Source organism: Citrobacter sp. Marseille-Q6884, from assembly GCF_945906775.1.
Lineage (GTDB): Bacteria > Pseudomonadota > Gammaproteobacteria > Enterobacterales > Enterobacteriaceae > Citrobacter.
Genome location: NZ_CAMDRE010000001.1, coordinates 1,445,653 through 1,466,626 on the forward strand (window position 1 = coordinate 1,445,653; position 20,974 = coordinate 1,466,626).

A 20,974-nucleotide genomic window follows, 5' to 3' on the forward strand; every position below is an offset into this window, starting at 1 on the left:
TAGCTGTATATACTCACAGCATAACTGTATATACACCCAGGGGGCGGAATGAAAGCGTTAACGGCCAGGCAGCAAGAGGTGTTTGATCTCATTCGGGATCACATCAGCCAGACAGGTATGCCACCGACGCGTGCGGAGATCGCGCAGCGTTTGGGGTTCCGTTCCCCAAATGCGGCTGAAGAACATCTTAAAGCGCTGGCGCGTAAAGGTGTGTTGGAAATCGTTTCTGGTGCATCGCGTGGTATTCGCCTGCTGCAGGAAGAAGAAGAGGGATTACCGCTTGTCGGTCGTGTTGCGGCGGGTGAACCGCTTCTGGCACAGCAGCACATCGAAGGCCATTACCAGGTTGATCCTTCACTGTTCAAACCGAACGCCGATTTTCTGCTGCGCGTCAGTGGGATGTCGATGAAAGATATCGGGATTATGGATGGCGATTTACTGGCTGTGCATAAAACCCAGGATGTGCGTAATGGCCAGGTGGTTGTCGCGCGTATTGACGATGAAGTGACGGTTAAGCGGCTGAAAAAGCAAGGCAATAAAGTTGAATTACTGCCTGAAAATAGCGAGTTCAAACCTATCGTCGTTGACCTGCGCGAGCAAAGCTTCACCATTGAAGGGCTGGCGGTTGGCGTTATTCGTAACGGTGAATGGTTGTAATTTTCTGCAGGCCGGATCGGGCGTTTACGCCGCTATCCGGCAACATGCCCGATGACGCGACGCTTATCGGGCCTGTGAAACATGAAAAACGCCGGGATAGGGCATTTACGCCGTCATCTGGCAATCTCACGTCTTTTTTCTAACTCCTTCTCAGGCTTTCCCGCATGCCTTTCTTTACCTCTTCCGACAAAGCTCTCTGGCGCCTCGCCTTACCGATGATTTTCTCCAACATCACCGTTCCCCTGCTGGGGCTGGTGGACACTGCGGTGATTGGTCATCTGGAGAGTTCTGTCTATCTTGGCGGTGTCGCCGTCGGTGCGACTGCGACCAGTTTTCTCTTTATGCTGCTGCTCTTTTTACGCATGAGTACCACCGGGCTAACCGCCCAGGCGTTCGGCGCGAAAAATCCGCAGGCGCTGGCGCGAGCATTGGTACAACCGCTCATTTTGGCGTTGGGCGCCGGGGCGGCGATCGCGCTGTTTCGTACGCCAATTATCGATCTGGCGCTGCACATCGTTGGTGGTAGCGAGGCCGTTCTGGAACAGGCTCGCCGCTTCCTGGAAATCCGTTGGCTCAGTGCGCCCGCCTCGCTGGCAAATCTGGTGCTACTCGGTTGGTTACTGGGCGTCCAGTACGCACGTGCGCCGGTTATCCTGCTGATTGTCGGTAATATTCTCAACATTGTACTCGATGTATGGCTGGTGATGGGTCTGCACATGAACGTCCAGGGCGCTGCGCTGGCGACGGTGATTGCCGAATATGCCACGTTGCTGATTGGCCTGCTGATGGTGCGTAAGGTACTCCACCTCCGTGGCGTCTCGCTGGCGATGTTGAAGCTTGCCTGGCGCGGCAACTTTCGCCGTCTGCTGGCGCTTAACCGCGACATCATGCTGCGCTCGTTGCTACTGCAACTCTGCTTTGGTGCCATCACGGTGCTGGGCGCGCGTCTTGGTGGCGAGATTATTGCGGTCAATGCCGTGCTGATGACACTGCTGACGTTCACCGCCTATGCGCTGGACGGGTTTGCCTATGCAGTGGAAGCACACTCCGGTCAGGCTTATGGCGCGCGAGATGGCAGTCAGTTACTGGATGTCTGGCGGGCGGCCTGTCGTCAGTCGGGGATTGTGGCAATACTGTTTTCGTTGATGTATGCCCTGTTCGGCGAACACATTATCGCGCTATTGACCTCACTGCCTCAGATTCAGCTACTGGCCGATCGCTATCTTATCTGGCAGGTTATTTTACCGCTGGTGGGCGTCTGGTGTTATCTGCTGGACGGTATGTTTATTGGTGCAACGCGAGCAGCCGAAATGCGTAACAGCATGGCTGTTGCAGCGGCGGGGTTTGCCTTAACGTTACTGGCGTTACCGTTACTGGGAAACCACGGTTTATGGCTTGCACTGGCCGTATTCCTGGCGCTGCGTGGACTTTCACTGGCTTTCATCTGGCGGCGTCACTGGCGTAATGGCACCTGGTTTGCCTGACGGGACGGTTAAAAATTCTGAATAGTAAATAATTCCCGGAATCACCGACTACACTTATTCTCACGCTCAGCAAAACATCATGTGTCTGGGCTTAGCACTCTCGCTATTCACAACCTAACGATGAGGACTTGATGATGAATAAAGACGAAGTCGGTGGTAACTGGAAACAGTTGAAAGGTAAAGTGAAAGAGCAATGGGGCAAACTGACCGATGATGATATGACGGTCATTGAAGGTAAACGCGACCAACTGGTAGGTAAAATCCAGGAACGTTATGGATATGCGAAAGATCAGGCGGAGAAAGAGGTCGATAGCTGGGAAAAACGCAACGATTACCGCTGGTAATTAATCCCTCCCGTCTGAGAGTACAAGGATGTACGCTCCCCCGCTTAACGCCCGACTTTCTTCTTCACCTGAATAGAGTGGTCATGCTGGCATTCGCCCGGGTGGCGACATGATTCTACTTCCACACAAACCGGACAGAGCCCATGTGCTTCAATGACGTTATGACGCAGGGCAAATCCCATTTTGGCTGCCAGCGTATGCATAATGTCTTCCACGCCTTCGGCACACTCTTCTTTTACTACGCCACAACGGTCGCAAATGAACATGGCTGAGCTGTGGGTCGGCTGATCGAACAAATGGCAAAGGACATAACTGTTGGTGGATTCCACCTTGTGCACGAAACCTTGTTCCAGTAAGAAATCGAGCGCACGATAAACCGTAGGCGGTTTGGCCTGCGGCTCGGTTTCCCGCAGCAGATCAAGCAGATCATAAGCGCTGATAGCACCTTCCTGGAGACTCATCAGACGCAGCACTTCGAGGCGTTGCGGTGTGAGCCGCACATTACGTTGCGCACAGAGTTTTTCAGCCTGGGCTAATAGCTCTTGCGTGGTGGTTTTGTCCATTTGACGCCTCGATTTACATGGAAGGGTGATTCATTACTTTATCATATTCTGCTTAAAACGCCGAGATCCCCCGCCGTGTGCTATACCTGACGCATCGCAATACTGGAAAATAAAAATGAAAAGACCTATTGTATTCGCCACTGGCGTGACGTGGAGGGGGCCGATGACTCTACGTATCCCGATAGCAATGAGCTTTTTTCGATTGGCGCGCCGCTTGCCCGCAAGCTGGGGTTAAGACGACTCGGTATTCACCACGAACGATTGCCGCCCGGTCGCCGCACTTCGTATCCGCATGCTGAAAGCGATGAAGAAGAGTTTATCTACGTGCTGGAAGGTTATCCTGAGGCCTGGATTAACGGTTATTTATGGAAGCTGGAGCCCGGAGACAGCGTGGGTTTTCCGGCAGGAACCGGCGTGTGCCACACGTTTATCAACAATACCAGTGAAGAGGTGCGCCTGCTGGTCGTCGGTGAAGCGAACAAAAAAGACAATCGTATCTACTACCCGCTGAATCCGGTCTATGCGGCGACACGTGAGGATCGTTGGGTTGACCATCCGCCGCAGTTTTTTGGCTCGCATGACGGTAAACCGGGGCGGAAGTAGCGTTTTCTGGAGGAGGTAGTGGGTATCCGCGACGAGGTGACGCACTATCGTCACGGTCTGTGCTATAGTAGCGCCCCTTTTTTAACCGGATGCTTGATTATTCGCCATGCTGCCTGAATCTCAGTCTACCGCTTTTCCTGCTCATCGTTTTTCAATCGCGCCGATGCTCGACTGGACGGACAGACATTGCCGCTACTTCTTGCGCTTACTCTCCAGCCAAACGTTGCTCTACACCGAAATGGTGACCACCGGGGCAATTATTCATGGCAAAGGCGATTATCTGGCGTACAGCGAAGAGGAGCATCCGGTCGCACTTCAGTTAGGCGGTAGCGATCCCGCTGCGCTGGCACAATGTGCGAAGCTGGCCGAAGCGCGTGGCTATGATGAGATCAACCTCAATGTGGGCTGCCCTTCGGACCGCGTACAGAATGGTATGTTCGGCGCCTGCCTGATGGGCAATGCGCAACTGGTCGCTGACTGCGTCAAAGCGATGCGTGATGTGGTGTCGATCCCGGTCACCGTCAAAACCCGTATTGGTATCGATGATCAGGACAGCTACGAATTTTTGTGTGATTTCATCAATACGGTCTCCGGAAAAGGGGAGTGTGAGATGTTTATCATCCATGCTCGTAAGGCCTGGCTTTCCGGGCTAAGCCCGAAAGAAAACCGCGAGATCCCGCCGCTGGATTATGCCCGTGTGTATCAGTTGAAACGCGATTTCCCGCATCTGACGATGTCGATCAACGGCGGCATTAAATCGTTGGAAGAAGCGAAAATTCATCTGCAACATATGGATGGCGTAATGGTAGGGCGTGAAGCCTATCAAAACCCCGGCATTCTGGCGTCTGTGGACCGCGAAATTTTTGCGGCAGCGACTGCCGATGCCGATCCTGTTGCCGTGGTGCGTGCCATGTATCCGTATATTGAGCGTGAACTGAGCCAGGGTGCGTATCTGGGGCACATTACCCGCCATATGCTTGGACTGTTTCAGGGGATCCCTGGGGCTCGTCAGTGGCGTCGTTACCTGAGCGAAAATGCGCATAAAGCCGGGGCTGATATTAACGTGCTGGAACATGCACTGAAGCTCGTTGCAGATAAGCGTTAATTTCTCACTAAAAGTTAGTCAATTTCACCACGCTCTGCGCACTGTCGCGGAGCGTTTTGTTTATAAATCAATGAATTAATTTTGGCATGGTTTTTGTAATGATGTGAGCAGCATTCATTATGGGAGAGCATCATGCTGGAACTACTTTTTGTCATTGGTTTTTTTATCATGCTGATGGTCACCGGCGTATCACTGTTGGGGGTACTGGCCGCATTAATGGTGGCCACCGCAGTGATGTTTTTAGGCGGACTGTTTGCGTTAATGATTAAGTTATTACCCTGGCTGCTCCTGGCCGTGGCGGTGGTGTGGGTAATCAAGGCGATAAAATCGCCAAAAGTCCCACAGTATCAGCGCAATAACCGCCGGTTTTACTAAGGTATTGAGCGGTTCGTCACAACATGCAACTTTGCCTTTAGAACCAAATAGGAATTGATTATCAAATCTGTCACTATTGCGCCGTTAACGAATTCATCGAGCTGTACCCTACATACAGCCGAACTAAAAAAAGAAAGGGCTTCCTGCGGGAAGCCCTAATTCTTTCTCCCCCGCCATCATTCACACCGCAGGTGCACTGGCTGCTTGAATGCGTTTGGGGACGTCGGCGCTGTGAATCACGGGATCAGCAAACTCGACCCCTGCGTTGCACGACTCTCCAGTACTTCATGCGCCCGCTGCGCGTCTTTCAGCGCAAACGTCTGTCCTTGCGCCACATCGACTTTAATCACGCCGCTGGCAATCAGTGAGAACAGCTCGTTACTGGCTTCTGCCAATTCGTTGCGATTGGTGATGTAACCCTGAAGAGAAGGACGCGTCACATACAGCGAACCTTTCTGGTTCAGAATACCTAAGTTTACGCCGGCCACGGGCCCGGAAGCGTTGCCGAAACTGACCATCAGCCCCCGGCGTTGCAGACAATCCAGCGAGGCCTCCCAGGTGTCTTTGCCCACGGAGTCATAAACCACCCGCACTTTTTTACCGCCGGTAATCTCTTTCACTCGCTCAACAATGTTCTCTTCCCGGTAGTTAATCACTTGCCAGGCCCCGGCCTGTAAAGCAATTTGCGCCTTTTGTGCATTGCCGACGGTACCAATCAACTTTGCCCCCAGCGCTTTTGCCCACTGGCAGGCAATCAAACCGACACCGCCCGCCGCCGCGTGGAACAAGAACGGTTCACCCGGTTGGATCTCATAGGTTTTGCGTAACAGATAAAATACGGTTAACCCTTTCAGGAAGGAGGCGGCGGCTTGTTCGAACGAAATGGCATTGGGCAGGATGGCCGCTTTTTCGGCAGGAACGTTATGCACTGAACTGTAAGCGCCGAGAGCAGACTGTGCATAGACCACGCGATCGCCGACGTTAATGTGCGTGACGCCGCTGCCGACTTTGCTGACGACGCCAGCCGCTTCGGTGCCCAGACCACTGGGTAAAGCAGGCGGCGGATACAGCCCGCTACGGATGTAGGTGTCGATATAATTGATGCCGATCGCTTTGTTCTCGACCTGGATTTCATGCTCTGCCGGGTCAATCGGCGTAAATTCAACCGTCTTTAGTACGTCAGGGCCGCCGTGCTTGTGAAATTCAATTCGTGTTGCCATGCATCCTCCAGAACGTATCGTAAGGGTCTACTTATATGGTAATCTTTCGACCCATTCTTTATCTCGGTAACTCCATTCACTATGGCAGGAAATAAACCCTTCAACAAACAACAGACTGATGCTCGTGACCGCGATCCGCAGGTTGCCGGGCTGAAAGTGCCGCCGCACTCGATTGAAGCGGAACAGTCGGTGTTGGGCGGTTTAATGCTGGATAACGAACGCTGGGACGATGTGGCTGAGCGCGTTGTGGCGGAAGATTTTTATACCCGCCCGCACCGTCACATTTTTACCGAAATGCACCGTTTGCAGGAGATGGGAAAGCCCATCGACCTGATTACGCTCGCAGAGTCGCTGGAGGTTCAGGGGCAACTGGACAGCGTCGGCGGTTTTGCTTACCTGGCGGAGTTATCTAAAAATACGCCAAGTGCGGCGAACATAAGCGCTTATGCTGATATCGTGCGCGAACGTGCTGTCGTCCGCGATATGATTTCTGTTGCCCATGAAATTGCCGATGCGGGTTTTGATCCGCAGGGACGTTCCAGCGAGGATTTGCTCGATCTGGCAGAATCCCGCGTCTTTAAAATCGCAGAAAGTCGCGCCAATAAGGACGAAGGTCCGAAAAACATCGCCGACGTGCTGGATGCCACCGTCGCGCGTATCGAACAACTGTTCCAGCAGCCGCACGATGGCGTCACCGGAGTTAATACCGGTTATGACGATCTCAATAAGAAGACGGCGGGTTTGCAGCCTTCCGATCTGATTATCGTCGCGGCGCGTCCGTCGATGGGTAAAACGACATTTGCAATGAACCTCGTCGAAAATGCGGCGATGTTGCAGGATAAACCGGTATTGATATTCTCTCTTGAGATGCCCTCAGAGCAGATTATGATGCGTTCTCTGGCCTCGCTTTCGCGTGTTGATCAGACCAAAATTCGTACCGGCCAACTGGATGATGAAGATTGGGCGCGGATCTCCGGCACCATGGGTATTTTGCTTGAGAAGCGCAACATTTATATTGATGACTCCTCCGGCCTGACGCCGACGGAAGTGCGCTCCCGCGCGCGACGTATCGCCCGCGAGCATGGCGGTATCGGACTTATCATGATTGACTACCTCCAACTGATGCGCGTACCGTCGCTTTCCGACAACCGTACGCTGGAGATCGCCGAAATCTCCCGCTCGCTGAAAGCACTGGCGAAAGAGCTTCATGTTCCTGTTGTGGCGCTGTCACAGCTTAACCGTTCACTGGAACAACGTGCTGATAAACGTCCGGTTAACTCCGATTTGCGTGAATCTGGCTCCATCGAGCAGGATGCGGATTTGATCATGTTTATCTATCGTGACGAGGTTTATCACGAGAACAGCGACCTCAAAGGTATCGCAGAAATTATTATTGGTAAGCAGCGTAACGGCCCCATCGGTACGGTACGCCTGACATTTAACGGCCAGTGGTCACGCTTTGATAACTATGCTGGCCCACAATACGACGACGAATAAATCTCCGTCATCCTTCATGCTGCAGATGCGTTGACTACGCCCGTTAACCCCGGTCACTTAGTTTACTAAGCTCCCGGGGATTCTCAGGCTTGTCGCGTAACTCGGACTGCGTCCTCGCCCCTTCGGGGCCAGCGCAGGCGCTGTTCAAAAACGTCAGAGCGTTTTTGTCCTGCAACACGAATGATTTAGGCGATTCTTTTATTAAGGAATACAAATGCAAGCGGCAACAGTAGTCATTAACCGCCGCGCTCTGCGACACAACCTGCAACGTCTGCGTGAACTGGCGCCCGCCAGCAAACTGGTTGCGGTCGTGAAAGCGAACGCTTACGGACACGGTCTGTTAGAGACCGCGCGGACGCTCCCCGATGCCGACGCCTTTGGCGTCGCGCGTCTGGAAGAGGCCCTGCGACTGCGAGCGGGTGGGATCACGCAACCCATACTGCTACTTGAAGGCTTTTTTGATGCCGCCGATCTGCCGACGATCTCCGCGCAGCGCCTGCATACTGCTGTACATAATCAGGAGCAACTTGCGGCTCTGGAATCCGCTGATTTGGCTGAACCTGTCACCGTATGGATGAAGCTCGACACCGGCATGCATCGTCTGGGCGTTCGCCCGGAGCAGGCTGAGGCGTTTTATCAACGTTTAACGCAGTGTGAAAATGTGCGCCAGCCGGTCAATATTGTCAGCCATTTTGCCCGCGCAGACGAACCGGAGAGCGGAGCAACAGAAAAGCAGCTCGATATCTTCAATCGTTTTTGTGAAGGTAAGCCGGGTCAGCGTTCTATTGCTGCGTCTGGCGGTATCCTGTTGTGGCCGCAGTCTCACTTCGACTGGGCGCGCCCTGGTCTGATTCTTTATGGCGTGTCGCCGCTGGAAAACCATTCTACGGCAGCAGATTTTGGCTGCCAGCCGGTGATGTCACTCACCTCCAGCCTGATCGCGGTGCGCGAGCATAAAGCGGGCGAACCGGTGGGTTACGGTGGTACATGGTTAAGCGAGCGTGATACGCGCCTCGGCGTGGTGGCGATGGGCTATGGTGACGGTTACCCGCGTGCTGCGCCTTCCGGTACGCCAGTGCTGGTGAATGGCCGGGAAGTCCCGATCGTTGGCCGCGTCGCGATGGACATGATTTGCGTTGATTTAGGTCCTGAAGCGCAGGATAAAGCCGGGGATCCTGTGATCCTGTGGGGCGAGGGGCTGCCCGTTGAACGCATTGCGGAAATAACAGAAGTAAGTGCTTACGAACTTATTACGCGCCTGACGTCAAGGGTGGCGATGAAGTACGTCGATTAAGTCTGTATCGTGCCGGATAAGCGCCAGCGCTTTCCGGCAATATTCCTCTCAACATCCTCTCGATCTTCTCTCGCTTCCGGTTTATTGTGTCTTATCCCCTGTCTGTAAACCTGGAGAACCACCGCGTGTTTCAAAAAGTTGGCGCCTACGCAGGCGACCCGATTTTATCGCTCATGGAGCGCTTCAAAGAAGATTCACGTAGCGACAAAGTGAACCTCAGTATCGGTCTGTATTACAACGAAGACGGGATTATTCCTCAGCTTAAGGCCGTTGCCGAAGCGGAAGCCCGACTGAATGCGAAGCCGCACGGGGCTTCACTGTATCTGCCGATGGAAGGCCTCAACAGCTATCGCCATACTATTGCACCTCTGCTGTTTGGTGCTGATCATCCGGTTCTCCAGCAGCACCGCGTTGCGACGATTCAGACGCTGGGGGGCTCCGGTGCGCTAAAAGTGGGCGCCGATTTCCTGAAACGCTATTTTCCTGACTCGGGTGTCTGGGTCAGCGATCCGACGTGGGAAAACCATATCGCGATTTTTGAAGGCGCCGGATTCGAAGTGAGTACTTACCCTTGGTATGACAACACCACCAATGGCGTCCGTTTTGATGATTTGCTGGCAACGCTGAATACGTTACCGGCGCGCAGTATCGTGTTACTGCATCCGTGCTGTCATAACCCGACCGGGGCGGATTTAACGCATACTCAGTGGGATGCTGTGATTGAGATACTGAAAGCACGCGATCTCATCCCGTTCCTCGACATCGCCTATCAGGGCTTCGGCGCGGGGATGGAAGACGATGCGTATGCTATTCGCGCCATCGCCAGCGCCGGATTACCTGCGCTGGTCAGCAACTCGTTTTCTAAAATTTTCTCCCTGTACGGTGAGCGCGTGGGCGGGCTATCCGTCGTGTGTGAAGACGCCGATGCAGCAGGCCGTGTGCTGGGACAGTTGAAAGCCACCGTTCGCCGTAACTACTCCAGTCCGCCGAACTTTGGTGCGCAGGTGGTTGCTGCAGTGTTGGGTGATGATACGCTCAAATCCCGCTGGCTGGCGGAGGTGGAAGCGATGCGCACCCGCATCCTGGCGATGCGTGAGGAGCTGGTTAAGGTTCTCAATACTGAGATCCCGGGGCGCAACTTTGATTATCTGCTGCAGCAGCGCGGTATGTTCAGCTATACCGGACTGAGCTCTGCTCAGGTTGATCGTCTGCGTGATGAATTTGGCGTTTACCTGATTGCCAGCGGTCGCATGTGCGTCGCCGGTCTGAATCAAGATAATGTTCAGCGCGTCGCGAAGGCGTTTGCGGCTGTCATGTAAGGCGTTCTTTTATCCTACCTCACAGGCCGGATGGCGGTGTAAACACCTTATCCGGCCGACTATTTTCAGACCCATTTCCAGTGTGATCGTCCTCTTTTTCTGTAACAAAACGAGAGAAAACCCTTCCTTTCGCCCCCCTCAGGGGGTAAGGTCAGATAGCTTTTTGACCAGTTGTTAATAAAAAAATGATAACTAACTGACGAATTAGGGAAAAATATGCGCAAGGTTACTTTGGCACTGAGTGCCGTTTGCTTATTGTTCACGTTAAATCATTCCGCCCAGGCTCTTGTTTCTTCTCCCTCTCAGCTCAATCCAGGCACAAATGTAGCGAAACTGGCAGAGCAGGTTCCGGTTCATTGGGTTTCTGTTGCCCAGATTGAAAACAGCCTGACCGGGCGCCCGCCGATGGCGGTGGGGTTCGATATCGATGACACCGTTTTGTTCTCCAGCCCAGGCTTCTGGCGTGGCAAAAAAACGTATTCCCCGGATAGCGAGGATTACCTGAAGAATCCGGCCTTCTGGGAGAAAATGAACAATGGTTGGGATGAGTTCAGTATTCCAAAAGAAGTGGCGCGTCAGCTTATTGATATGCACGTACGCCGCGGCGACAGCATCTTCTTTGTGACGGGGCGTAGCCAGACAAAAACCGAAACCGTTTCTAAAACGCTCTCCGATAACTTCCACATCCCGCCCGCGAACATGAACCCGGTTATTTTTGCCGGTGACAAGCCAGGACAGAACACCAAAACACAGTGGTTGCAGGATAAAAACATCCGTATGTTCTACGGCGACTCCGACAATGACATCACCGCGGCCCGCGATATCGGGATTCGTGGTATTCGCATTTTACGTGCCTCTAACTCCACCTATAAACCGTTGCCGCAGGCTGGAGCGTATGGTGAAGAGGTTATCGTGAACTCCGAGTACTAAGGGAGCGAATTGCTGTTTTTTTAAACAAATTTGCGTTACTGGCTTTTACCTTTCGCTGACATGCTGCACACTGAGTAAAAGATGTTCTCATCAGGCGAGATGCGGGTAAGGGGAATAAAAATGACGAATTCGGAGTTGCTGCAATACTGCATGGCGAAAACCGGTGCGGAGCAAAGTGTGCACAGTGACTGGAAAGCGACACAAATTAAAGTCAAAGATGTGCTTTTTGCCATGGTAAAAGAGGTGGAAGGTCGCCCGGCGGTCTCTCTGAAAACCAGCCCTGAACTTGCCGAGTTATTGCGTCAGCAACATAGCGATGTACGGCCAAGTCGGCACCTGAATAAAGCGCACTGGAGTACAGTGTATCTGGATGGCTCGCTGCCTGATTCACAAATCTATTATCTGGTCGATGCCTCGTGGCAACAGGCCGTCAACACGCTGCCTGAAGATAAGCGCAAGCTGCTGGCGTAATTATTTGCCGCTCCCTGATGGCTCAGGAAGCGGCATTTGCACGATTACAGCATCGGTTTGAGGAAACGCGCTGTGTGTGACGCTTCACACTCGGCAACGGTTTCCGGCGTACCGGAGACCAGAATTTCCCCACCGCCGCTGCCGCCTTCCGGGCCAAGATCGACAATCCAGTCCGCAGTCTTAATCACGTCCAGGTTGTGCTCAATGACGACGATAGTGTTGCCCTGATCCCTGAGCTGGTGCAGCACGTCCAGCAACTGCTGAATATCCGCAAAATGCAGGCCCGTCGTCGGCTCATCGAGAATGTACAGCGTTTGTCCGGTTCCGCGTTTTGACAGTTCTCGCGCCAGCTTCACGCGCTGGGCTTCCCCACCGGAAAGCGTCGTGGCTGACTGACCAAGACGAATGTAGGTTAGACCAACATCCATCAGGGTTTGCAGCTTACGCGCCAGCGCCGGAACGGCATCGAAGAACTCACGCGCCTCTTCAATCGTCATATCCAGCACTTCGTGGATCGTCTTGCCCTTGTACTTAATTTCCAGCGTTTCGCGGTTATAGCGTTTGCCTTTGCACTGATCGCACGGCACGTAGATGTCCGGCAGGAAGTGCATTTCGACTTTAATCACACCATCGCCCTGGCAGGCTTCACAGCGTCCGCCACGCACGTTAAAACTGAAACGGCCCGGTGTATAGCCACGCGCACGGGATTCCGGCACACCGGCAAACAGTTCGCGAACGGGGGTAAACACACCCGTGTAGGTGGCCGGGTTAGAACGCGGCGTACGGCCAATCGGGCTTTGGTCAATGTCGATCACTTTATCGAAGTGCTCCAGCCCCTGGATATCGCGATACGGCGCAGGTTCAGCCAGCGTCGCGCCGTTGAGCTGGGTCTGGGCAATCGGGAACAGCGTGTCATTAATCAGCGTGGATTTACCCGAACCGGATACACCGGTAATACAGGTAAACAGGCCAACCGGCAGCGTCAGGGTGACATCTTTCAGGTTGTTGCCGCGTGCGCCAGTCAGTTTCAGCACTTTTTCCGGGTTAGCCGGTACGCGCTGTTTCGGGACGTCAATCTTCCGCTTGCCGCTCATGTACTGGCCGGTCAGTGATTCCGGCACCGCCATAATGTCATCCAGCGTCCCTTCTGCGACGACCTGCCCACCGTGAACACCCGCGCCAGGGCCAATATCAATCACGTGATCGGCGGCGCGAATCGCATCTTCATCATGCTCCACCACAATCACGGTATTACCCAGGTTACGCAGATGGATAAGCGTGCCCAACAGGCGCTCGTTATCGCGCTGATGCAGACCGATGGACGGTTCATCCAGCACGTACATGACACCCACCAGACCTGCGCCAATCTGGCTCGCCAGACGGATACGCTGCGCTTCGCCGCCGGAAAGCGTTTCGGCTGAACGGGACAGCGTCAGATAATTAAGGCCGACGTTAACCAGGAACTTAAGGCGATCACCGATCTCTTTGAGGATTTTTTCCGCGATTTTTGCGCGTTGGCCAGCAAGTTTCAGGTTGCTGAAGAAATCCATCGCATGGCCGATGCTCATGTCGGAAATCGCCGGTAGCGGCGTGTTTTCGACAAAGACGTGGCGTGCTTCACGGCGCAGACGTGTACCTTCACAGCTGGCGCATGGTCGGTTGCTGATGAATTTCGCTAACTCTTCACGTACCGCACTGGATTCAGTCTCTTTATAACGACGTTCCATATTGTGCAATACGCCTTCAAACGGGTGACGGCGTACCGAAGTATCGCCGCGATCGTTCATATACTTGAATTCAATATTCTCTTTACCGGAACCGTACAGTACCACTTTGTGAACGTTAGGGCTCAGGCTGGCCCACGGGGCTTCCACATCAAACTTATAGTGTTCTGCCAGCGATTTAAGCATCTGGAAGTAGTAGAAGTTACGACGATCCCAGCCGCGAATCGCGCCACCCGCCAGCGACAATTCAGGGTTCTGGATCACGCGATCGGGATCGAAATACTGCTGAACGCCGAGGCCATCACAGGTCGGACACGCGCCCGCCGGGTTGTTGAACGAGAACAGGCGTGGTTCCAGCTCGCGCATGCTATAGCCGCAAATCGGGCAAGCGAAGTTCGCGGAGAAGAGCAACTCTTCTGCTTTGGGATCGTCCATGTCGGCAACCACTGCGGTGCCGCCGGAAAGCTCCAGCGCAGTTTCAAACGATTCTGCCAGGCGCTGAGAGAGATCATCGCGGACTTTGAAACGGTCGATGACCACTTCGATAGTGTGTTTCTTTTGCAGCTCAAGCTTAGGCGGATCGGAAAGGTCGCACACTTCACCATCAATACGGGCGCGGATATAGCCCTGGCCTGCCAGGTTTTCCAGCGTTTTGGTGTGTTCGCCTTTACGCTCTTTAATGACCGGCGCCAGCAGCATCAGACGCTTGCCTTCCGGCTGCGACAGGACGTTATCCACCATCTGGCTAACGGTCTGCGCCGCCAGCGGGACGTCATGGTCCGGGCAGCGAGGCTCGCCGACGCGGGCAAACAGCAGACGCAGATAGTCGTGAATTTCGGTGATGGTACCCACCGTGGATCGCGGGTTGTGGGATGTCGATTTTTGCTCAATTGAGATGGCTGGCGACAGCCCCTCAATATGATCGACATCCGGCTTTTCCATCAGCGAAAGAAACTGACGCGCGTACGCGGAAAGGGATTCAACGTAACGACGCTGTCCTTCGGCATATAAGGTGTCGAAAGCGAGCGAGGATTTGCCTGAGCCCGAAAGCCCGGTGACGACAATCAGCTTGTCGCGCGGGATGACGAGGTTGATGTTTTTGAGATTATGGGTGCGGGCGCCCCGAACTTCGATCTTATCCATTCATCTTTCCCGGATTAAACGCTTTTTTGCCTGGCTGCAGGGTGCTACCGGCGATCACGAACGGTTAATTATGACACAACCTGACCTGAATGGATATACAGTATTGGAATGCAAAACGCAGGTGTCTGTGCAACAATGTCTGACTGAGGTTGTTTACTGGAATCGACCTCGCAACGTAGTAAAAGCGCTATTGGTAATGCTACAATCCCGCGCTTACACTTATTAAGAAACGTTTTTCAGGAGACACGATCATGGCCAGCAGAGGCGTAAACAAGGTGATTCTCGTCGGTAATCTGGGCCAGGACCCGGAAGTACGCTATATGCCGAATGGTGGCGCAGTTGCCAACATTACGCTGGCTACTTCCGAATCCTGGCGTGATAAAGCGACCGGTGAAATGAAAGAGCAGACTGAATGGCACCGCGTTGTGCTGTTTGGCAAACTGGCTGAAGTCGCCAGCGAATATCTGCGTAAAGGTTCCCAGGTCTACATTGAAGGTCAGCTGCGTACCCGCAAATGGACCGATCAGTCTGGCGTAGAAAAGTACACCACCGAAGTGGTTGTCAACGTTGGCGGCACCATGCAAATGCTGGGTGGTCGTCAGGGTGGTGGCGCACCGGCGGGTGGTAATGCGGGTGGTGGTCAACAGGGTGGTTGGGGTCAGCCTCAACAGCCGCAGGGTGGCAATCAGTTCAGCGGCGGCGCACAGTCTCGTCCGCAACAGTCTTCTCCGGCAGCGCCGTCTAACGAACCGCCGATGGACTTCGACGACGATATTCCGTTCTGATCCCTCTGTACGTTCAGTTGAATATGGTTACCCCGATATCAGGGTAACCATCTGCCTTCTTGTTATCAGGCTAATACACTCTTATCAGGTCAACACCATCGGCCAGTCTGGTGGGGTATGACTCATTACGTCCATCATGACCGATCCGATGTTATTCCAGATCGTGGATATATCCACCATGCTGATGCCGAGCAATCCGGTCACAAACCAGCAGGCAAAAACCAGCCCTAACCCGCTGCTAATAACCGCCAGGCCAATATAATCTGATTTACGAAAACGAATATTGAGTGTACTGGCTAGAAACATCAGTACCGCGCTGAGCAGCTGCCACCGCAGTAGAACCACGCCAGTTGTTATTGTTGCCATGAAAAATGTCCTCAGAAGCTCTTAATGCCAGGACAGCGCGGGGTGTTCACAGAAGGTGTGGTTCTCTGGCTATCGACGGGCATTTACATGAATGAAACAATGTTTCTCTTACATGATTTTTTGTGAACTATATCACATGTGCTCGTTTGTTCACCAGTCTTGAACGCTATTTTTGGCGGCAAATAACCATATAATATGTATGGATATATGGACGTGAATGAATAATAAATAATTCTTCACTGAAGGTGTATTTATGTTGCCTGTTATCTTTATCTGGAATTAATCGTTAAAAAATTTAATGTATTTTTTATACAGAGCAAGTATAACGCTTATAAAGCATTACGACTTCTGGATAATGATGTTTCCAAAAAAGTTTAACTTTAAGTTTGCCTTATGGAAAAATAATATCATCATCCACAATATCGGACTTTTACATACAGAAGTCTGTTGCTAATGTTGATAGATTCATGCAACTTAATCAAATGGTGGTTATAGCATCCTGCCTTGATGGGTACTGGCATATACGATACAGGGAAATAGGGCTGACATGAATCACAGTGCGCGACGTAAGATGCTAAGGCTCCTCGGAACGTTCATGGTGGTATTGCTCCCCGTGGTACTGGCGTTATGGTTTGCTCACTTCCGGGCGATGTCCGAAACCCGAAATCAACTCCGTTCTTTTGCTCACCTGGTGTTAAATAAAACAGAATTGGTCATCCAGCAAGCTGATTTAGCGCGTGATATGGCACAACTGTATGAGGGGGAGATGTGTACTCCTGCTCACCAGAAAAGCATGCTGAATATTATTCGCGGTCGCTTATATATCAGCGAGCTAATTTATGCACAGGCTGATCGTTTTTTGTGCTCCGCCTCGCTGGCACCCTCTGCTCCGTATATTATGCCGCGCGCTGACTATAAACGTTCACCAAACATCTCTATCTATTACTACCGCGATACCCCGTTTTTTCCTGGCTATAAAATGACGTATATGCAAAGAGGAAACTACGTCGTCGTTATCAACCCATTATCTTACAGTGAGGTCATGTCAGATGACCCGAACCTGGCCTGGGGTGTCTATGACACGGTAACGGATACCTTCTTCTCTGCCAGCGATCAGACTGTCGTTGCGCAATTCTTACCGCTGGTGCGTACTGAAACCGCGACGTTTCAGAGGGGCGATCGCTTCTATACTATCGTTCATTCAGAAAAGCGCCCGATTGCGATTATTGTTTCAACCTCTGGCGATCGCGTGAATCAGATTTTCTATCACGAAGCGGCATTAACCGTTCCTTTCGGGATAATATGCAGCATCCTGATACTGCTTATGTGGTGGCGCACACGCCAGGAATACTCATCTCCGCGTAGTTTGTTAAAACGCGCGATCGCCAAACGTCAGCTTTGCCTGCATTATCAGCCGATCATTGATATCAAAAATGGCAAGTGTGTCGGAGCCGAAGCTCTGTTGCGCTGGCCTGGCTGCAAAGGTGAGGTGATGAGTCCAACGGAATTCATTCCACTGGCTGAAAAAGAGGGGATGATCGAGAAGATTACCGATTACGTTGTCGAAGAAGTGTTCAATGATCTGGGTTATTTTCTTTCGGCGCACCCTCAGCTCTATATCTCAATTAATCTCTCCGCGTCTGATTTCCATTCCTCCCGGTTGATCGCCTTAATAGCAGAAAAATCCCGAGAATATTCGGTGCTTGCCCAGCAAATTAAAGTGGAAGTGACGGAGCGTGGATTTATTGATGTGCAGAAAATGACGCCAATCATCCAGGCGTTTCGTCAGGCGGGTTACGAAGTTGCGTTTGATGATTTTGGGACGGGATATTCCAATCTCCATAATCTCTCGGCATTGAATGTCGATATCCTGAAAATCGATAAATCGTTTATCAACACGCTGGCGACCAATAGCACCAGTCAACTGATTGCTGAACATATCATTGAAATGGCGCAAGGCTTGCATCTGAAGACGATTGCGGAAGGGGTGGAAACGTCGGAGCAAATAGACTGGCTGCTTGAGCGCGGCGTACAGTACTGTCAGGGATGGTACTTTGCGAAAGCGCTACCGCCGCAGGAGTTTATGCATTGGATCCAGCGCTCGCCCGCCATATTGACGCAAGGCGGGCAATAACTTACAGGCGATGACGGTAGTCGCTGGGAGTACGATCAAACTCGCGGCGGAACACGCGAGAGAATGTCTGTTGCGACACATAACCGAGATCCATTGCGATATCAAAAATCGGACGTTCGGTCGTCCTGAGTTCAACGGCGGCTAACAGAAGACGGCGTTGACGGATATAGTCGCCCAATGTCTGGCGCGTCACCGTGCGGAACATCCTCTGTAAATACCACTTCGAGTAACCTGATTTTTTCGCGACCGCCTCAATGTTCAGCGGTTGATCGATATGCTCATCAATCCATTCAATAAGGGTCTGAATTATCTGCTGATGGGACATAGGTCTGCCTCTTTCTCAGTATTCGATTCGTCGTTTTGTCTGTGGGCGAGTATAATTCCTCAAGTTAACTTGAGGTAAAGCGATTTATGGAAAAGAAATTACCCCGGATTAAAGCCCTGCTTACGCCCGGTGAAGTTGCCCGGCGTAGCGGCGTGGCGGTATCGACGCTGCATTTCTATGAAAGCAAAGGGTTAATCAGCAGCATGCGCAACAGCGGCAATCAGCGGCGATACAAACGTGATGTGTTGCGCTACGTGGCCATTATCAAAATTGCCCAACGTATAGGTATTCCGCTGGCGACCATTGGTGACGCGTTAGGCGTATTGCCGGAGGGGCACTCGCTCAGTGCGAAAGAGTGGAAACAGCTCTCTTCCCAGTGGCGAGAAGAGCTGGACCGACGGATTCATACCCTGGTGGCGCTACGTGATGAACTGGATGGATGCATCGGCTGCGGGTGCTTGTCGCGCAGTGATTGCCCGTTGCGTAACCCGGGCGATCAGCTTGGCGAGCAGGGGACGGGCGCGCGCTTGCTGGAAGATGACTGATGGGTTTGAAATATGTGACGGGTATACACCCTAAATAATTCGCGTTGCGGGAAGGCGGGCATAAAACTAAAGCGCCACAGAGGGCGCTTTAGTTTGGTTCCGGTCTTCGTCTTTCACTCTATCCCGCTGGTTCACGGGAGGGTTTCCCCCGACATCAACACCCCTCAGTCGAGCACGTAGTGGAGGTTCCGGTTTGTGTCGATAAAGTAAGTGTAAGCCACCGCCGTCCATTTGCCAGAAAATCGTCTGTTTTTTAGCCGAAAAATTTCCTATGACTTCACCCATTTTTTTTGCGTAAGTGACGGTGAAAAACATTCCGATTGTTGCGACAACTCAGCGGAATTTGTTATCAGATTGCGCATTGACGATAACGTTTGCGCATCGGCTGCCTATTTATTGTGCGTTATAAGAAGAAATGAGTAAAAACCGGCAAAGTTCAGTTGAAAACCGTCGTATGATCGCTGGATAATCGTTTGCTTTTTTTTACCACCCGTTTTTTATGCGCGGAGCTAAACGTTTGCTTTTTTGCGACACCCCTATTGACGCAAACCAGGCACATGGAGAAAACGTTTAGCAGGCAGTGGATTGTCCATCACGCATAATGACGAAAAATAAACTCTCAGGGGATGTTTTCTATGTCTACGCCTTCAGCGCGTACCGGCGGTTCACTCGACGCCTGGTTTAAAATTTCGCACCGTGGCAGTACCGTCCGTCAGGAAGTCGTTGCCGGATTAACGACCTTCCTGGCGATGGTCTATTCCGTGATCGTGGTTCCAGGAATGCTGGGTAAAGCCGGGTTCCCGCCTGCTGCTGTCTTTGTGGCGACCTGCCTGGTGGCCGGGGTAGGTTCTATTGTGATGGGCCTGTGGGCAAACCTGCCGCTGGCCATTGGTTGTGCTATTTCGTTGACGGCGTTTACCGCCTTTAGTCTGGTGCTGGGGCAGCATATCAGCGTACCTGTTGCACTGGGCGCGGTGTTCCTGATGGGTGTTCTGTTTACCATCATTTCCGCGACCGGTATTCGTAGCTGGATCCTGCGTAACCTGCCGCAGGGCGTAGCCCACGGCACGGGGATCGGTATTGGTCTGTTCCTGCTGCTGATTGCGGCAAACGGTGTTGGCCTGGTCATTAAGAACCCGTTGGATGGCCTGCCGGTTGCCCTGGGTGACTTCGATACCTTCCCGGTTATCATGTCGCTGATTGGTCTGGCGGTGATTATTGGTCTCGAAAAACTGAAAGTGCCTGGCGGCATCCTGCTGACCATTATCGGTATTTCCGTCGTCGGTCTGATTTTCGACCCGGCCGTACATTTTTCCGGTATTTTTGCCATGCCTTCTCTGAGCGATGCCGAAGGGAATTCGCTGATTGGCAGCCTGGATATTATGGGGGCGCTGAACCCAATCGTCCTGCCGAGCGTACTGGCGCTGGTCATGACTGCAGTCTTCGATGCGACGGGGACTATCCGTGCTGTTGCCGGGCAGGCGAACCTGCTGGACAAAGACGGTCAGATTATTGATGGCGGTAAAGCGTTAACCACCGACTCCCTGAGCAGCGTGTTCTCTGGTTTAGTGGGTGCGGCACCGGCCGCGGTTTACATTGAATCTGCAGCGGGTACGGCGGCTGGCGGTAAAACCGGTCTGACGGCGATCACGGTAGGTGTGCTGTTCCTGCTGATCCTGTTCCTCTCTCCGCTCTCCTATCTCGTTCCGGCTTACGCAACGGCTCCGGCGCTGATGTATGTTGGCCTGCTGATGCTGAGCAACGTGGCGAAAATCGATTTCGCTGACTTCGTGGATGCGATGGCGGGTCTGGTGACAGCAGTGTTCATCGTGCTGACCTGTAACATTGTTACCGGCATTATGATCGGCTTTGCCACGCTGGTGATTGGTCGCATTGTTTCGGGTGAGTGGCGCAAACTCAACATCGGTACCGTGGTGATTGCCGTGGCATTGGTGGCCTTCTATGCAGGCGGCTGGGCTATCTGATCGTGTGACAATGATTGTCCTGAAAACGGGTGGCTTTTGCCGCCCGTTTTTATTTTCAGAACACATCACGTTGTCTTTTGCGTTACTCTGAAGAAGATAGAATTG

General features: G+C 52.6%; 19 protein-coding genes and 1 pseudogene. 15 read left to right on the forward strand and 5 right to left on the reverse strand.

Annotated features, from left to right (window positions below; all coding sequences use genetic code 11):
- The first annotated feature begins 48 nt into the window (after positions 1 to 48).
- The 3 genes from lexA (at position 49) to N7268_RS06870 (ending at position 2,485) form a co-directional block, all read left to right on the forward strand.
- Positions 49 to 657: a transcriptional repressor LexA gene (gene lexA, locus N7268_RS06860; RefSeq protein ID WP_003031703.1), complete on the forward strand. Its 609-nt coding sequence runs from the start codon at positions 49 to 51 to the stop codon at positions 655 to 657.
- 164 nt (positions 658 to 821) lie between these two features.
- The gene (dinF, locus tag N7268_RS06865) at positions 822 to 2,141 is read left to right on the forward strand and encodes an MATE family efflux transporter DinF (RefSeq protein ID WP_260862233.1); all 1,320 of its coding nucleotides are present in this window, start codon (positions 822 to 824) and stop codon (positions 2,139 to 2,141) included.
- Positions 2,142 to 2,275: 134 nt separating this feature from the next.
- Positions 2,276 to 2,485, forward strand: a complete 210-nt coding sequence (locus tag N7268_RS06870; RefSeq protein ID WP_198907257.1) for a CsbD family protein — start codon at positions 2,276 to 2,278, stop codon at positions 2,483 to 2,485.
- Between the two features lie 44 nt (positions 2,486 to 2,529).
- Here N7268_RS06870 and zur read toward each other — a convergent pair whose 3' ends face one another.
- A complete protein-coding gene (gene zur / locus N7268_RS06875) occupies positions 2,530 to 3,048 on the reverse strand; it encodes a zinc uptake transcriptional repressor Zur (protein WP_198907176.1) in 519 nt (172 codons plus the stop codon).
- A gap of 115 nt (positions 3,049 to 3,163) precedes the next feature.
- Here zur and N7268_RS06880 point away from each other — a divergent pair.
- The 3 genes and pseudogenes from N7268_RS06880 to pspG all read left to right on the forward strand — a co-directional run bounded on the left by N7268_RS06880 (position 3,164) and on the right by pspG (position 5,131).
- Positions 3,164 to 3,651 (forward strand): annotated as a pseudogene (locus N7268_RS06880) (cupin domain-containing protein).
- A gap of 106 nt (positions 3,652 to 3,757) precedes the next feature.
- A complete protein-coding gene (gene dusA, locus N7268_RS06885; RefSeq protein ID WP_260862235.1) occupies positions 3,758 to 4,756 on the forward strand; it encodes a tRNA dihydrouridine(20/20a) synthase DusA in 999 nt (332 codons plus the stop codon).
- 132 nt (positions 4,757 to 4,888) lie between these two features.
- Positions 4,889 to 5,131, forward strand: a complete 243-nt coding sequence (gene pspG, locus N7268_RS06890; RefSeq protein WP_198907179.1) for an envelope stress response protein PspG — start codon at positions 4,889 to 4,891, stop codon at positions 5,129 to 5,131.
- Between the two features lie 236 nt (positions 5,132 to 5,367).
- On the opposite strand, the gene N7268_RS06895 is transcribed toward pspG, so the two are convergent.
- The gene (locus N7268_RS06895; protein WP_260862236.1) at positions 5,368 to 6,351 is read right to left on the reverse strand and encodes a quinone oxidoreductase; all 984 of its coding nucleotides are present in this window, start codon (positions 6,349 to 6,351) and stop codon (positions 5,368 to 5,370) included.
- A gap of 81 nt (positions 6,352 to 6,432) precedes the next feature.
- Between N7268_RS06895 and dnaB the strand changes: the two genes are divergently transcribed.
- The 5 genes from dnaB to N7268_RS06920 all read left to right on the forward strand — a co-directional run bounded on the left by dnaB (position 6,433) and on the right by N7268_RS06920 (position 11,862).
- Positions 6,433 to 7,848, forward strand: coding sequence for a replicative DNA helicase (gene dnaB, locus N7268_RS06900; protein ID WP_045438554.1), 1,416 nt, complete (start codon positions 6,433 to 6,435; stop codon positions 7,846 to 7,848).
- Between the two features lie 214 nt (positions 7,849 to 8,062).
- Complete coding sequence (gene alr / locus N7268_RS06905) at positions 8,063 to 9,142, forward strand: alanine racemase (protein WP_198907181.1); 1,080 nt, start codon at positions 8,063 to 8,065, stop codon at positions 9,140 to 9,142.
- Positions 9,143 to 9,267: 125 nt separating this feature from the next.
- Entirely contained in the window at positions 9,268 to 10,461 is a 1,194-nt protein-coding gene (gene tyrB / locus N7268_RS06910; RefSeq protein ID WP_260862238.1) for an aromatic amino acid transaminase, read from the forward strand.
- 216 nt (positions 10,462 to 10,677) lie between these two features.
- The gene (gene aphA / locus N7268_RS06915) at positions 10,678 to 11,391 is read left to right on the forward strand and encodes an acid phosphatase AphA (protein ID WP_260862239.1); all 714 of its coding nucleotides are present in this window, start codon (positions 10,678 to 10,680) and stop codon (positions 11,389 to 11,391) included.
- 120 nt (positions 11,392 to 11,511) lie between these two features.
- A complete protein-coding gene (locus tag N7268_RS06920) occupies positions 11,512 to 11,862 on the forward strand; it encodes an MmcQ/YjbR family DNA-binding protein (RefSeq protein WP_198907184.1) in 351 nt (116 codons plus the stop codon).
- A gap of 44 nt (positions 11,863 to 11,906) precedes the next feature.
- On the opposite strand, the gene uvrA is transcribed toward N7268_RS06920, so the two are convergent.
- Positions 11,907 to 14,729, reverse strand: coding sequence for an excinuclease ABC subunit UvrA (gene uvrA, locus N7268_RS06925; RefSeq protein ID WP_260862241.1), 2,823 nt, complete (start codon positions 14,727 to 14,729; stop codon positions 11,907 to 11,909).
- Between the two features lie 251 nt (positions 14,730 to 14,980).
- On the opposite strand from uvrA, the gene ssb1 reads away from it, so the two are divergent.
- Positions 14,981 to 15,514, forward strand: coding sequence for a single-stranded DNA-binding protein SSB1 (gene ssb1 / locus N7268_RS06930; protein WP_260862242.1), 534 nt, complete (start codon positions 14,981 to 14,983; stop codon positions 15,512 to 15,514).
- A gap of 84 nt (positions 15,515 to 15,598) precedes the next feature.
- Here the strand turns inward: ssb1 and N7268_RS06935 are convergent, their stop codons facing one another.
- Entirely contained in the window at positions 15,599 to 15,880 is a 282-nt protein-coding gene (locus N7268_RS06935) for a YjcB family protein (RefSeq protein WP_260862243.1), read from the reverse strand.
- A 547-nt stretch (positions 15,881 to 16,427) separates the two neighbouring features.
- Between N7268_RS06935 and N7268_RS06940 the strand changes: the two genes are divergently transcribed.
- On the forward strand, positions 16,428 to 18,014 hold the full coding sequence (locus tag N7268_RS06940; protein WP_260862244.1) for an EAL domain-containing protein: 1,587 nt from the start codon (positions 16,428 to 16,430) through the stop codon (positions 18,012 to 18,014).
- Between the two features lies 1 nt (position 18,015).
- Here the strand turns inward: N7268_RS06940 and soxS are convergent, their stop codons facing one another.
- Entirely contained in the window at positions 18,016 to 18,339 is a 324-nt protein-coding gene (soxS, locus tag N7268_RS06945) for a superoxide response transcriptional regulator SoxS (protein WP_003031731.1), read from the reverse strand.
- Positions 18,340 to 18,425: 86 nt separating this feature from the next.
- Here soxS and soxR point away from each other — a divergent pair, with 86 nt between their 5' ends.
- Together soxR and ghxP are read left to right on the forward strand one after the other, a co-directional pair.
- The gene (gene soxR, locus N7268_RS06950; protein WP_043018085.1) at positions 18,426 to 18,884 is read left to right on the forward strand and encodes a redox-sensitive transcriptional activator SoxR; all 459 of its coding nucleotides are present in this window, start codon (positions 18,426 to 18,428) and stop codon (positions 18,882 to 18,884) included.
- A 635-nt stretch (positions 18,885 to 19,519) separates the two neighbouring features.
- Positions 19,520 to 20,869, forward strand: a complete 1,350-nt coding sequence (gene ghxP / locus N7268_RS06955; protein WP_198907199.1) for an NCS2 family permease — start codon at positions 19,520 to 19,522, stop codon at positions 20,867 to 20,869.
- Positions 20,870 to 20,974: the final 105 nt, after the last annotated feature.